This is a genomic window from Micromonospora sp. NPDC092111 (genome assembly GCF_044755745.1).
Classification (GTDB): domain Bacteria; phylum Actinomycetota; class Actinomycetes; order Mycobacteriales; family Micromonosporaceae; genus Micromonospora.
Genome location: NZ_JBIVRQ010000004.1, coordinates 235698 through 248757 on the forward strand (window position 1 = coordinate 235698; position 13060 = coordinate 248757).

Annotated in this window: 13 protein-coding genes; 7 read left to right on the top strand and 6 right to left on the bottom strand. The window is 73.8% G+C overall.

Translation table 11 applies throughout. The annotated features are described in order from the left end of the window. Nucleotides 1-253: 253 nt before the first annotated feature. From purB to ACIQG9_RS11735, 5 genes are all read right to left on the bottom strand, one after another. A complete protein-coding gene (purB, locus tag ACIQG9_RS11715) occupies nucleotides 254-1678 on the bottom strand; it encodes an adenylosuccinate lyase (RefSeq protein ID WP_400400580.1) in 1425 nt (474 codons plus the stop codon). Between the two features lie 85 nt (nucleotides 1679-1763). Then, entirely contained in the window at nucleotides 1764-2414 is a 651-nt protein-coding gene (locus ACIQG9_RS11720) for a hypothetical protein (protein ID WP_400400583.1), read from the bottom strand. Between the two features lie 101 nt (nucleotides 2415-2515). Further along, nucleotides 2516-2767 (bottom strand): hypothetical protein, encoded by a 252-nt coding sequence (locus ACIQG9_RS11725; protein WP_400400586.1) that lies wholly within the window; start codon nucleotides 2765-2767, stop codon nucleotides 2516-2518. Nucleotides 2768-2859: 92 nt separating this feature from the next. After that, nucleotides 2860-3750 carry a TNT domain-containing protein gene (locus ACIQG9_RS11730; RefSeq protein ID WP_400400589.1) on the bottom strand — a complete coding sequence of 297 codons (891 nt, stop codon included), beginning with the start codon at nucleotides 3748-3750 and terminating at the stop codon, nucleotides 2860-2862. 115 nt (nucleotides 3751-3865) lie between these two features. Further along, the gene (locus ACIQG9_RS11735; protein ID WP_400400592.1) at nucleotides 3866-5158 is read right to left on the bottom strand and encodes an acetyl-CoA C-acetyltransferase; all 1293 of its coding nucleotides are present in this window, start codon (nucleotides 5156-5158) and stop codon (nucleotides 3866-3868) included. Between the two features lie 56 nt (nucleotides 5159-5214). On the opposite strand from ACIQG9_RS11735, the gene ACIQG9_RS11740 reads away from it, so the two are divergent. The 6 genes from ACIQG9_RS11740 (at nucleotide 5215) to ACIQG9_RS11765 (ending at nucleotide 11818) form a co-directional block, all read left to right on the top strand. Further along, on the top strand, nucleotides 5215-6669 hold the full coding sequence (locus ACIQG9_RS11740) for a 3-oxoacyl-ACP reductase (protein WP_400400595.1): 1455 nt from the start codon (nucleotides 5215-5217) through the stop codon (nucleotides 6667-6669). Then, nucleotides 6669-7622 (top strand): MaoC/PaaZ C-terminal domain-containing protein, encoded by a 954-nt coding sequence (locus tag ACIQG9_RS11745; RefSeq protein WP_400400598.1) that lies wholly within the window; start codon nucleotides 6669-6671, stop codon nucleotides 7620-7622. Before ACIQG9_RS11740 ends, ACIQG9_RS11745 begins: the two co-directional genes overlap by 1 nt. Before the next feature lie 81 nt (nucleotides 7623-7703). Then, nucleotides 7704-8456, top strand: a complete 753-nt coding sequence (locus ACIQG9_RS11750; RefSeq protein ID WP_400400601.1) for an NUDIX hydrolase — start codon at nucleotides 7704-7706, stop codon at nucleotides 8454-8456. Beyond that, the gene (locus tag ACIQG9_RS11755) at nucleotides 8453-9460 is read left to right on the top strand and encodes a serine/threonine protein kinase (RefSeq protein WP_400400603.1); all 1008 of its coding nucleotides are present in this window, start codon (nucleotides 8453-8455) and stop codon (nucleotides 9458-9460) included. The genes ACIQG9_RS11750 and ACIQG9_RS11755 overlap by 4 nt, the downstream gene beginning before the upstream one ends. 10 nt (nucleotides 9461-9470) lie before the next feature. Then, nucleotides 9471-10439: a hypothetical protein gene (locus ACIQG9_RS11760; RefSeq protein WP_400400606.1), complete on the top strand. Its 969-nt coding sequence runs from the start codon at nucleotides 9471-9473 to the stop codon at nucleotides 10437-10439. A 65-nt stretch (nucleotides 10440-10504) separates the two neighbouring features. Continuing rightward, nucleotides 10505-11818, top strand: coding sequence for an adenylosuccinate synthetase (locus tag ACIQG9_RS11765; RefSeq protein ID WP_400400968.1), 1314 nt, complete (start codon nucleotides 10505-10507; stop codon nucleotides 11816-11818). Between the two features lie 72 nt (nucleotides 11819-11890). On the opposite strand, the gene ACIQG9_RS11770 is transcribed toward ACIQG9_RS11765, so the two are convergent. Then, nucleotides 11891-12529, bottom strand: a complete 639-nt coding sequence (locus tag ACIQG9_RS11770; protein WP_400400609.1) for a TetR/AcrR family transcriptional regulator — start codon at nucleotides 12527-12529, stop codon at nucleotides 11891-11893. 77 nt (nucleotides 12530-12606) lie between these two features. On the opposite strand from ACIQG9_RS11770, the gene ACIQG9_RS11775 reads away from it, so the two are divergent. Further along, on the top strand, nucleotides 12607-13059 hold the full coding sequence (locus tag ACIQG9_RS11775) for an SCP2 sterol-binding domain-containing protein (RefSeq protein WP_400400612.1): 453 nt from the start codon (nucleotides 12607-12609) through the stop codon (nucleotides 13057-13059). The last annotated feature ends 1 nt before the right edge of the window (nucleotide 13060 follow it).

Here is a 13060-nt window from a genome sequence, read left to right on the forward strand (position 1 = left end):
GCCGGCGGCCGTGATCAAGAGGTTTGCGTCATTTTCGATCACCAATGTTGACGCAAATCTCTTGATCAACGCGACCCAGGGCATCGCCGCGACCCTGGCCATCGCCGGGAGAGGGGCATCGCCGCGAGAGGGCATCACCGCGAGAGGGCGCGAGAGGGCGGGGAACGCGAGAGGGCGGGGAGGGGGCCGGGCCAGGTCGTTGCGGGTTGCCGTCCAGCCGGGTGGGAGTGCGCCGGTTGGGGTGGGCTCGCGGTTAGAGGATGGGGGGTGGGGAGTAGGTGGCGGCCTCGGGGTGGGCGGTCACGACTGCGGTGATGCGCCTGGTGATCGCGTCGACCTGGGCCTGGGCGGCGCCGGTGAAGGTGGTCGGGTCGGCCACCAGGGTGTCGATCTCGCTGCGGGTGAGTCCCAGGCGGGCGTCGGCGGCGAGGCGGTCGAAGAGGTCGTTGTCGGGGGCGCCCTTCTCCCGCATGGCCAGTGCCACGGCGACCGCGTGCTCCTTGATCACTTCGTGCGCGACCTCCCGGCCGACGCCCCGGCGTACGGCCGCGACCAGGATCTTCGTGGTGGCCAGGAAGGGCAGGAAGCGCTCCAGCTCCCGGCTGATCACCGCCGGGTACGCCCCGAACTCGTCGAGCACGGTGAGGAAGGTCTGGAACAGCCCGTCGGCGGCGAAGAAGGCGTCCGGCAGGGCGACCCGGCGGACCACCGAGCAGGAGACGTCCCCCTCGTTCCACTGGTCGCCGGCCAGCTCGCCGACCATCGACAGGTACCCCCGGATGATCACCGCGAAGCCGTTCACCCGTTCCGACGAACGGGTGTTCATCTTGTGCGGCATGGCGCTGGAGCCGACCTGGCCCGGCTTGAAGCCCTCGGTCGCCAACTCCTGACCGACCATCAGCCGGATCGTGGTGGCCAGCGACGACGGCGCGGCGGCCACCTGCGCCAGCGCGGCGAGCACCGCCATGTCGATCGAGCGCGGATAGACCTGGCCGACGCTGTCCAGCACCCGGGAGAAGCCCAGGTGCTCGGCGACCCGGCGCTCCAGCTCGGCGACCTTCGCGGCGTCGCCGTCGAAGAGGTCGAGCTGGTCGGCGGCGGTGCCCACCGGCCCCTTGATCCCGCGCAGGGGATACCAGTTGATCAGGTCTTCCAGCCGCTCGTACGCGATCAGCAGCTCTTCCGCCGCCGAGGCGAAGCGCTTGCCCAGCGTGGTGGCCTGCGCGGCGACGTTGTGCGACCGGCCGGTCAGCACCAGGCCGGAGTGCTCGTGGGCGAGCCGGGCCAGCCGGGCCAGCGCGGCGACCACCCGGTCCCGGATCAGCTCCAGCGAGGCCCGCACCTGGAGCTGCTCGACGTTCTCGGTGAGGTCGCGGGAGGTCATCCCCTTGTGCACGTGCTCGTGCCCGGCGAGCGCGCTGAACTCCTCGATCCGGGCCTTCACGTCGTGCCGGGTGACCCGCTCGCGCTCCGCGATCGAGGCCAGGTCGACGTCGTCGACCACCCGCTCGTACGCCTCGACCACCCCGTCGGGGACGGCCACGCCGAGGTCACGCTGGGCCCGGAGGACGGCGAGCCAGAGCCGCCGCTCCATCCGTACCTTCTCCTCCGGGGACCAGAGGGCGACCAGCTCGGGTGAGGCGTACCGGTGGGCGAGCACGTTCGGGATCGTCGTCACGTACCTCATCCTCCCGCACCCGGAGACCGCCACCCGAGCCAGGTCACCTCGGGATCCACGGACCCGTGCGGGTGCCGGCGGAGGGTCACACCCTCGGGATGTCGTGCACCGGGGCGCTGACCGAGATGGTCTTGGACTGCTTGCCGTGGGCGTTGCGCACGGTCAGCGTGTACGTGTGCTTCTGGATGTCACCCTCGCCGCCCGAGCAGGGGAAGTTGAAGCTCTCGCTGCCCGCCGCCGGGTAGTCGTCGGCGTAGATGCCGGGGCCGTCGACCGAGAGGGCGACGGAGTCGACGTTGCCGGCCTTCCACTCCACCAGGACCGGGCTGCCGGCGATCGGGTTGGCGCTGGTCCCGGCCGGGCAGGACGGCTTGTCGGCGACCCGGAAGTAGCTGATGGTGGGACCGCTCGACTTCGTGCCGGACTGGCCGCCGCTGCTGCCGGTGCCGCCGCCGGTCGACCCGCCGCCGGTCGAGCCGGTCGACCCGCCGCCCTTCGACCCGCCGCCCGGCGCGCCGGCGCCGGTGGTCGCGCCGGCACCGGCGCTGCCGTCGTCGAAACCGCCGCCGGCGGGGGCCGTCGCGGCGGCCGAGCCCAGTACGTCGGACGGCTTCTCGCTGATCGTGTCCGCCGCGCCGGGCTGCTGGGAACCCGTGCCGGTGGGGGTGCAACCACTGGCCGCGAGCGCGGCGGCCAGGACGACGACGGTGATTCGGAGCGCGGCTCGACCGGGCATGACCACTCCTAGCGGGGGCGCCGGCACCGGCACGTCCGGGCGGGCTGACGTCCACGGTAGGTAGGTCCGACAACACCGTTGCGACCTGCGCGGACAGTGCGTCAGTGGGGAGCGGGGCGGCCGGTGAGCGCCCGCCACAGCCCGGCGGATGCCTCCGCCTCGGTGTCGAGGACCTGGCGTACGTCGTACACCCCGCGCTCGTAGGCGCCGATCTCCCAGCGCCCGTCCGGGGACCGGCGGAGGAACCAGAAGTCGGGCGGGACGGGCACGTGCTCGTGCACCCCCTCGATCTCGAAGGCGTCCGGCGACAGTCCGGTCGTCAGCAGGGCGTTGCGCACCTCGTGCCGGTCCATTCCCGACCTCCACTTCTCGTCCGGTCGGGCCGGCCGTCGCCCGGGGGGAGCGACCGCCGGCCCGGCTCACTGCCGTCCCGGTCTACCGGGGATCAGCAGACCTGCCCGGCGGACACGCCGCCACCACGCTGACCCGGCGCGGTGTCCACCGCGCACGGAGCGGCCAGGTACTCCTCGACGAGGTAGTCGTGGTCGATCAGCCACTGGACGTTCAGCGTCGACCCGGCCTGCGGCAGGTACGCCGGGTTGAGCTGGAACTGGGTGCCCAGGCCGGGCTGGGCGAACCACGGCGCGATGGGGCCGGAGTCGACGTCGAACGGCTTGAGCACGCAGTAGGTGTGGTAGTTGGCCAGCGGCGCGGCCGACGGGACACCCGGCGGGGGCGGCGGGAGCGGCGGCGTGTTCAGGCTCTGCGGGGCCAGCGAACGGGAGCTGAACGGGGTGCCGAGCGGGGCCAGGAAGGCACCCCCCGGAAAGCCGAACCGGTCGAGCCGGTACCCGGTCAGCATGGTCTGCCGCTGCTTGATCGGCTCGCCGTGCGGGCCGAGGAGGTAGCCGCTCTCCGGCGGGAAGAGCAGCGTGGCCGGGTTGCCGGTGGTGTAGTTCACCAGCCACCGGCTCGCGGTCTGCGCGCCGAACCGCTGGTAGCCGGCGAGCAGCGGGCCGACCGGTGACTCCTGCGGAAGCTGGGCCGGGCCGAGCAGCCGGTTGTTGTCGTGGAACTGGGTGGTCGCCGGCGCGTTCGGCGGCAGGCCGGGACGGCAGAGGCTCCGCGGCGGCTCCGGCTGCGGAGCCCGGCCGCCACCGGCGAGGCCGGGCTGGCCACCCGGCGGGCCGGGGTCGCCGCCTGGTGGGCGCGGACCGTTCTCGGTGAGGGCGACGGCCTGGGCCGCCGCGACCGGGGCGGACTGCTGGGCGGCACCGGGGAACAGGACCAGGGTGGCGCCGGAGATGACGGCGAGCAGCCAGCGTCTGCGTTTCACTACAAACCTCCCGACGAAGGACGATCAGCGCCTTCATCGTCGGGAGATCAGTAGATGAAAAGGAGGTTTTGTACGTTTCGTCCCCCGAAGGGGGCGGCGCGCGGGTAGGCCGGAATCAGCGTTCCAGGATGGCCGTGACGCCCTGCCCACCGGCCGCGCAGATCGAGATCAGCCCCCGGCCGCCGCCCTTCTCGGCGAGCAGCTTCGCCAGGGTGGCCACGATCCGGCCGCCGGTGGCCGCGAACGGGTGGCCGGCGGCGAGCGACGAGCCGTTGACGTTGAGCCGGTCCCGGTCGATCGAGCCGGGCGGGGCGTCCAGCCCGAGCCGGTCCTTGCCGAACTCCGGCGACTCCCACGCGGCCAGGGTGGCCAGCACCTGCGAGGCGAACGCCTCGTGGATCTCGTAGAAGTCGAAGTCCTGGAGGGTCAGCCCGGCCCGGCCCAGCATCCGGGGCACCGCGTACACGGCAGCCGTCAGCAACCCCTCGTCACCGTGCACGAAGTCGACGGCCGCCGTCTCGGACCAGGAGAACCAGGCCAGCACGGGCAGGCTGTGCTCGCGCGCCCACTGCTCGGAGGCGAGCAGCACGGTGGACGCGCCGTCGGTCAGCGGGGACGAGTTGCCGGCGGTCATGGTGGCCTGGTCGGCGTCCGGCCCCCGGGTACCGAAGACCGGCCTGAGCGAGCCGAGCTTCTCCAGGCTGGTGTCCGGCCGGAGGTTCTGGTCCCGGGTCAGCCCCAGGTACGGCGTCATCAGGTCGTCGAAGAAACCCCGGTCGTACGCGGCGGCGAGGCGCTGGTGCGAGCGGAGCGCCAACTCGTCCTGGGCCGACCGGTCGATCTGCCAGTACGCGGCGGTGCGGGCGGCGTGCTCGCCCATCGACAGCCCGGTCCGCGGCTCGGCGTTGCGCGGGATCTCCGGCTTGAACGGCTGGTGCGGGCGGAGCTTCGCGGCGATCTTCAGCCGCTCGCCGAGACTCCGGGCGCTGTTGAGCCTCAGCAGGGTGCGGCGCAGGTCCTCGTTGACCGCCAGCGGCGCGTCGGAGGTGGTGTCCACGCCACCGGCGATGCCCACCTCGAGCTGCCCGAGGGCGATCTTGTTGGCGACCAGGATGGCCGCCTCCAGGCCGGTGCCGCACGCCTGCTGGATGTCGTACGCGGGGGTGTGCGGGTCGAGCCGGGAGCCGAGCACCACCTCACGGGTGAGGTTGAAGTCCTTCGAGTGCTTGAGCACCGCGCCGGCCACCACCTCGCCGACCCGCTGGCCGGCCAGCCCGAACCGGGCGACCAGCCCGTCCAGCGCCGCGCCGAGCAGGTCGGCGTTGGACGCGCTGGCGTACCGGGAGTTGGACCGGGCGAAGGGGATGCGGTTGCCGCCGATGACCGCCACCCGCCGGATGCTCTGCACGATCCCGCCTCCGTTTCAGGACTTGCCCACAACCTACTGGCCAGTAGGCTACGCCTATGACCGACAGGTACGCGAGCTTCGTCCGAACGGGGGCCGGCCGCGCGCTGGTCAAGCGCCTCGGGCTGCCCGACCCGCCGCGACTGCGCCGGCACACCCCCGGCGACCCGCTGCTCCCCGGCCCGGCGCTGCTCGGCGCGGCCACCGGCGGCCGGCTCGCCGAGCCGGTCGGCAGGATCCTCACCGCAGCCGGGGTCGAACTACGCGACCAGACCGGCACCGTTCCACCCGACCCCACCGCCGGCGGCGAGCAGCGCACCCCCGCCGCCGGGGCCGGGCAGGGCCGGGAGGCCGTCGACACACCGGCCGGCGACGCGCCCACCCGGCCGGCCCGGTTCGGCGCCCTGGTGTACGACGCCACCGGCATCACCGACTCCACCCAGCTCCGCCAGCTCTACGACTTCTTCCACCCACCGGCCCGCGCGGTGCTGCCCGGCGGCCGGGTGATCGTGCTGGGCACCCCGCCCGCCGAGTGCGGCTCGCCCCGCGAGGCGACCGCCCAGCGGGCCCTGGAGGGGCTCACCCGCAGCATCGGCAAGGAGTTCGGCCGGGGCGTCACCGCCCAACTCGTGTACGTCACCTCCGCCGGGGACGCCGGCACCCTGACCGGCCTGGAGTCGACCCTCCGGTTCCTGCTCTCCGGCCGCTCCGCGTACGTCTCCGGGCAGGTGGTCCGGATCGGTGCCGGCGGCCCCGGCACCCCGGTCGGCTGGGATCGGCCGCTGGACGGGCAGGTCGTCCTGGTCACCGGCGCGGCCCGGGGCATCGGCGCGGCCGTGGCCCGGGTACTGGCCCGGGACGGCGCGCAGGTCGTCGCCCTGGACGTCCCGGCGGCCGGGGACGCCCTCGCGGCGGTCGCCAACGAGATCGGCGGCACCGCCGTGCAGCTCGACCTCACCGCCCCGGACGCCCCCACCCGGCTCGCCGACCACCTGGCCGACCGGCACCGCCGGGTCGACGTGGTGGTCCACAACGCCGGCATCACCCGGGACCGGACCCTCGGCCGGATGGACGCCGACCGGTGGGACTCGGTGATCGACGTCAACCTCTCCAGCCAGGAGCGGATCAACGACGTACTGCTGGAGCGGGGGCTGATCCCGGACGGCGGCCGGCTCGTCTCCGTCTCGTCGATCGCCGGGATCGCCGGCAACCGGGGCCAGACCAACTACGCCACCAGCAAGGCCGGGGTGATCGGTCTGGTCGACTCGCTCGCCCCGGCGCTGGCCGCACGCGGGATCAGCGTCAACGCGGTCGCCCCCGGGTTCATCGAGACCCGGCTGACCGCACGGATCCCGCTGGTGATCCGCGAGGCGGGTCGCCGGATGAACAGCATGTCGCAGGGCGGCCTGCCGGAGGACGTCGCCGAGACGATCGGCTGGCTGGCCTGGCCGGCGTCCGGTGCGGTCGGCGGCAACGTGGTCCGGGTCTGCGGCCAGAGCCTGCTGGGGGCGTGATGGCCCGGCGGAGGGAACGACCGGAGGAGACCCCGGCCGGGGAACTCTCGGTGCACGACCTGATCGACGGCCCGACCGGGGACGGGTCAGCGCAGCCCGGCCGGACCCGGGTGGAGCTGCCCCGGCTGCCGGCTCCGGGCGCGCTCTACCGGCGGGCACTGCGCGACGCGGTGCCCGGCATCGGCCGGTCCCGCCGCCCGGACGCCGTGCCGGAGGTCGAACTGGCCGTCGCCGGGGTCACCGTCGACCGGGCCCACCTGGCCGACTACGACCGGGTCTGCGGCTTCCGGCTCGCCGACACCCTGCCGGCGACGTACCCGCACGTGCGGGGCTTCCCGCTGGCGCTGCGACTGATGACCGCGCCGGAGTTCCCGATCCCGCTGACCGGGGTGGTGCACGTGGGCAACCGGATCACCGTGCACCGTCCGATCTCGGCCGACGAGACGCTGGACTTCGTCGCGTACGCGGAGAACCTGCGACCGCACGAGCGGGGGCGGCAGGTCGACGTCGTGCTGGTCGGCTCGGTGGACGGCGCGGAGGTGTGGCGCGGGGTCTCGACGTACCTGGGGAGGCGGCGCGCGGCGGGCGGCGGTGCCCGGCGGGACCCGGGTGAGCGGCCTGCCGCGCCGGCCGCCAGCGCGCAGTGGAGGGTCACCCCCCGGGTCGGTACGGACTACGCCCGGGTCTCCGGCGACCACAACCCGATCCACACCTCCCGGCTGGGGGCGCGGTTGTTCGGCTTCCCCCGGCCGATCGCGCACGGGATGTGGAGCAAGGCCCGCTGCCTGGCCGCACTGGCGGGCCGGCTGCCGGAGGCGTACACGGTGGAGGTGGCGTTCAAGCTGCCGGTGCCGCTGCCCTCGACGGTGGCGTTCAGTGCCGTCCCGGGCTGGGACTTCGCCCTGCACGACGCGCGGACCGGCCGTCCGCACCTGGTGGGTGCCGTCCGCTGACCGGAGCGGAGGGTTGCCCACCGCTCCGCCGTGAGCTAGGTTGTTCTCAGCTTGAGTTATTCTCGGATTGAGAGGGATGCCGTGAACGAGCAGGACTTCCTCGCCGCGTACGACCCCACCGCCTACCCCGCGATCGCGGTCACCGTCGACGTGGTCGCGCTGACCATCCGCGACGGCGCGCTGCACCTGCTGCTCATCCGGCGGGGCCGACCCCCCTACGAGGGGCACTGGGCGCTACCCGGCGGCTTCGTCCGCCCCGACGAGGACCTGGCCACCGGCGCCCGCCGGGAACTGGCCGAGGAGACCGGCCTCGGCGGCGAACGGCTGCGCCGCGTCCATCTCGAACAGCTCGCCAGCTACGGCACCCCCGACCGGGACCCCCGGATGCGGATCGTCTCCGTCGCCCACCTCGCCTTCGCCCCCGACCTGCCCGACCCGGTCGCCGACACCGACGCCGACGACGCGATCTGGCTGCCGGTCACCGCGCTGAGCAGCCGGCAGCTCGCCTTCGACCACGCCCGGATCATCGACGACGGGCTGGAACGGGCCCGGTCCAAGCTGGAGTACACCCCGCTGGCCACCCGCTTCCTCGAACCCGAGTTCACCATCAGCGAGCTGCGCGGCGTCTACGAGACGGTCTGGGGACACCCGCTGCACGCCGGCAACTTCCACCGCAAGGTGCTCTCCGTCCCCGGCTTCGTGGAGGGCACCGGCGCCAGCACCGAGCGCGGCGGCGCCCGTGGCGGTCCCCGCGCCAAGCTCTACCGGGCCGGCGACGCCCGGCTGCTCCACCCGGCGCTGCTGCGCCCCGCCCGGGAGGAGACCGTCCGGTGAGGACCGACGAGGCGATCGGCCTGGTCGCGGCGGCCCGCACCGACGCCGAACTGTTCGGCGTCGACGCGCCGGCCCACCGCTACCGGGAGCTGGTCGCGGCCCTGCACCCCGACCGGCTGGGCGCGCTCGACGCCCGGGTACGCGCCGACGCCACCGACGCCTTCGTCCGGGTCACCACCCGGTGGCGGGCCGCCCGAATGCCGTCGTCCGGGCCGGCCACCGAGGGGTCGGTGGTGGTCCTCGGCGGGTACCGGCTCGGGCCGCTCGCGTACACCGGGGACCTGGCCGACCTCTACGACGTCGGGGCGGACCGGCTGCTCAAGCTGCCCCGCGACCCGGCCGACAACGACCTGATGGCCCGCGAGGCGCACGCCCTGCGGGTGATCGAGGAGCGGGGCGACCCGCGCCACCTGCCGTACGTGCCCCGGCTGGTCGACACCCTCCGGCACCGGGATCCGGCCAGCGGCGCGGAACGGCGGATCACCGTGCTGGCCGCCGTACCCGGCCTGCACAGTCTCGACGCGGTACGCCGGGCGTACCCGGACGGGCTGGACGCCCGGGACGCGGCCTGGATGTGGCGGCGGCTGCTGGTCGCCCTCGGCCTGGCCCACCGGGCCGGCGTGGTGCACGGCGCGGTGCTCCCCCGGCACGTGCTGATCGAGCCGGACGGCCACGGCCTGGTGCTCGTCGACTGGTGCTTCTCGGCGGTCGACGGCGGGACCGTGCCGGCGCTGGTCCCCGGCCACGAGGACTGGTACCCGCCGGAGGTCACCGCCCGGCGGCCCTGCGGCCCCGGCACCGACCTGGCCATGGCCGCCCGCTGCATGACCTGGCTGATGGGCGACCGCGCCCCGCGCGAACTGCGCGTCTTCGCCGACGGCTGCCGCCGTCCGGCCCTGAACGCCCGTCCCGACGACGCCTGGCGACTGCTCGGCGAACTGGACGAGGTGCTGCACCGGCGCTACGGGCCGCGCACCTTCCGACCCTTCACCCTCAACCCCTAGGGAGGCTGCCATGGGCAGCGGAATCTGGTCCACCGACGTGTACGACGCCGCCGACCGCTACCGCCGGGCCACCGGCACCAGCGCGTTCTCCTACAGCGACAGCGGGGCGAGCACCGTACACCCCGCGCTCGACCCGCGCGGCGCGGTACGGGAGAGCCGCGACTCCGCCGAGCACCCGCAGTCGACGGCCATCTCGGTGCTGTTCGACGTGACCGGCTCGATGGGGCACGTGCCGCGCACCCTCCAGACCAAGCTGCCGCAGCTCCTCGGGCTGCTGCTGCGCCAGGGGTACGCCCGCGACCCGCAGCTCATGTTCGGCGCGATCGGCGACGCCACCTGCGACCGGACGCCGTTGCAGGTGGGGCAGTTCGAGTCGGACAACCGGATGGACGACGACCTCGGCCGGATCGTGTTGGAGGGCGGCGGTGGCGGCCAGATGACGGAGTCGTACGAGCTGGCCATGTACTTCATGGCCCGGCACACCGTCACCGACTGCTGGGAGAAGCGGGGCCGGCGCGGCTACCTGTTCATCATCGGCGACGAGCTGGCGTACCCCCGGGTGAGCCGGCGGGAGGTGAGCCGGCTGATCGGCGACGACCTCGGCGAGGACGTGCCGCTGCGGCAGGTCGTCGACGAGGTGACCCGGCGCTGGGACACCTACTACCTGCTCCCCGCCGGCAGCCACTACGCCGGCAACGCGAAGGTGCTGGACTTCTGGCGCGGCCTGCTCGGGCAGAACGCCGTCGTCCTGGACGACCTGGACGCGGTCTGCGAGACCATCGCGCTCGCCGTCGGCCTCGGCGAACAGGCCATCGACCTGGACGAGGGGCTGCGCGACCTGGACCGGGCCGGTTCCACGGCCACCGGCACGGTGTCGAAGGCGCTGGCCCGGCTCGGCGGCGGACGACGGACCGAGGTGTCGACGCTGCCGACCGGCACCGGGCCGGCACGCCGGAGCCGTGGGGTGACCCGGCTGTGAACGCGACCCCCGGCCCCGCCACCGGGCGGCCCGAGCCGGTGCCGTCGGGGCCGGGGCGGCACGTGATCGTGGTCGACCTCGGCTACGGCGACGCCGGCAAGGGCACCGTCGTGGACTGGCTCTGCGCGACCCGCCCCGTGCACACGGTGGTGCGCTTCAACGGGGGCGCGCAGGCCGCCCACAATGTCGTCCTGCCGGACGGTCGGCACCACACGTTCGCGCAGTTCGGGGCGGGGACCTTCCGGCCCGGGGTGCGGACCCACCTGGCCCGGCAGGTGGTGGTGGACCCGCTGGCGCTGGCTGCCGAGGCAAACCACCTCGCCTCGGTGGGGGTGCTCGACGCGCTCGACCGGCTCACCGTCGACGGGGAGGCGCTGCTGGCCACCCCGTACCACCGGGCCGCCAACCGGGCCCGGGAGATCGCCCGGGGAGCTGACCGGCACGGCTCCTGCGGGCTGGGGGTGGGTGAGGCGGTCGCGTACGGCCTCACCCACCCCGACGTCGCGCCCCGGGTGGCCGACTGCCGCACCCCGGAGGTGCTGCGTCGGCGGCTCACCGCGCTGCGCGACCGGCTCACCGCCGAGCTGGGCCCGCTGGACGCGCCGCCGGTGGCGGACTGTCTACCGGCGTTCACCGGCTTCGCCGACCGGGTCTCGATCGTGGACCGCTCGTACCTGGCCGGGGTGCTGCGGACGGGGACCTGCGTCTTCGAGGGGGCGCAGGGGGTGCTGCTGGACGAGTGGCACGGCTTCCACCCGTACACCACCTGGAGCACCACCACGTTCGCCAACGCCGACGCGTTGCTCGCCGAGGCGGGGCTGGCCGGGCAGGCGCGGCGGCTGGGCGTACTGCGCACGGTGACCACCCGACACGGACCGGGTCCACTGGTCACCGAGGATCCGGCGCTACGGCTGGCCGACCCGCGCAACCCGACCAACCCGTGGCAGGGCAGCTTCCGGTTCGGCCACTTCGACGCCGTCGCCCACCGGTACGCCCTCGACGTGGCCGGCGGGGTGGACGGCCTCGCCCTGACCCACCTCGACCTGGTCGGCCCGGACCCGGCCGGCTCCGGCCTGCGGCTCTGCCGCCGCTACGCCGACGTCGACCGGCTGGTGCCCGGCCCGCCCGGCGACCTGGACCGGCAGGCGGCGCTCACCGCCCGCCTGCGGCGGTCCCGCCCGGTCTACGACGACCCGCCGGCCGACTGGCCGTCGGCGGTGGCCGGGGCGCTCGACGCCCCGGTGGTCCTCACCTCGCACGGTCCGACCGCCGCAGACAAGACGGCGCACGGGCACTGCCATCGGCGTGGCGATTCCTCACGGACCTTTCCGCCCCATCGATACAGCACCCGCTCGGAGCGGTATGCCAATCTGGCATGAAGATGCCGGATTGGCATACCGCTCGCCGCCACCACCGGTGCGAGGCTGTCCTGCCGGATGAGGTCGACCCGGTCAGTCCACCCGGGGTCGCCAGGTGGCACCGGCGAGGAGCTGGCCGGCACCGAGCCAGGCGACGTTCATCATCCGGGTGGCGGTCTTCTCCGGGTCGGCCTCGGGGTGATCGGCGAGCCAGTCCGCGAGCGACTCGGAGGCACCGACCAGGGCGTACGCGACGACCTCCAGTTCGGTCTCGGCGACCTCACGGCCCTCGGCGCGCAGCGCGTGGTCGAACATTCCGGCGACCACCTCGACCAGCCGGGCGCGCATGGCGGCCAGCTCACCGGCGAACGGCTGGGAGCCCCGGGCCTGCCGGTAGAGGACGGCCCAGCCGTCGCGGTGCGCGCCGACGAAGCCGAAGAAGGCCCGCAGCCCTCGCCAGAGCCGCTGGTCGGCGGGGAGGTCGGGGTCGGCGGCCCCGGCGATGGCCTCCACCATCCGGGCGGTCTCCCGGTGCAGGCAGGCGATGAAGAGCTCCTCCTTGGTGCCGAGGTACGCGTAGACCATCGGCTTGGAGATGCCCGCGTCCTCGGCGATCTCGTCCATGCTGGCGGCGTGGAAGCCGCGCCGGGAGAAGACCCGGACGGCCGCGTCGAGCATCTGCTGCTCGCGGACGGCCCGGGGGAGACGCTTGAAGGAGGGTGTGCTGGACACTCTTGCAAGCATACCTACTCGTGCGTAAGGTTACGCTAGAGTAACCAAAACGGCTCGCCCCGAGAGGTGCATCCCTGATGTCTGACTTCGACCCGGCCAACTTCGCCAACGTCGGCCCCAAGGAGTTCGCCCAGTTGGTCAAGTCCACCCCGGACGACAAGATCGCCGAGGTGATGTCCGGCGACCTGCGCGGCAAGGTGCTCGGCGAGGTCTTCGGGCGGATGCCGCAACTGTTCCGCGCCGACCGGGCCGGCTCCACCAACGCCGTGATCCACTGGAACATCACCGGCCGCCCCGACGGGGGCACCGACACCTACGAGGTGGCCATCGCCGACGGCGCCTGCACCGTCAACGAGCCCCCGCAGCACGACCCGAAGCTCAGCCTGACCATGGGCCCGGTCGAGTTCCTGAAGATCGTCTCCGGTGGCGCCAACCCGGTGATGATGTTCATGACCGGCAAGCTGAAGGCCAAGGGCGACCTGGGCCTGGCCGCCAACATCGCCAACCTGTTCGACATCCCCAAGGGCTGAC

Coding starts and splice junctions, on each gene's coding strand:
- ACIQG9_RS11745 (WP_400400598.1), top strand. CDS start 6,669: ATGGCCCGGCGGAGGGAACGACCGGAGGAGACCCCGGCCGGGGAACTC.
- ACIQG9_RS11725 (WP_400400586.1), bottom strand. CDS start 2,767: ATGGACCGGCACGAGGTGCGCAACGCCCTGCTGACGACCGGACTGTCG.
- ACIQG9_RS11720 (WP_400400583.1), bottom strand. CDS start 2,414: ATGCCCGGTCGAGCCGCGCTCCGAATCACCGTCGTCGTCCTGGCCGCC.
- ACIQG9_RS11740 (WP_400400595.1), top strand. CDS start 5,215: ATGACCGACAGGTACGCGAGCTTCGTCCGAACGGGGGCCGGCCGCGCG.
- ACIQG9_RS11775 (WP_400400612.1), top strand. CDS start 12,607: ATGTCTGACTTCGACCCGGCCAACTTCGCCAACGTCGGCCCCAAGGAG.
- ACIQG9_RS11760 (WP_400400606.1), top strand. CDS start 9,471: ATGGGCAGCGGAATCTGGTCCACCGACGTGTACGACGCCGCCGACCGC.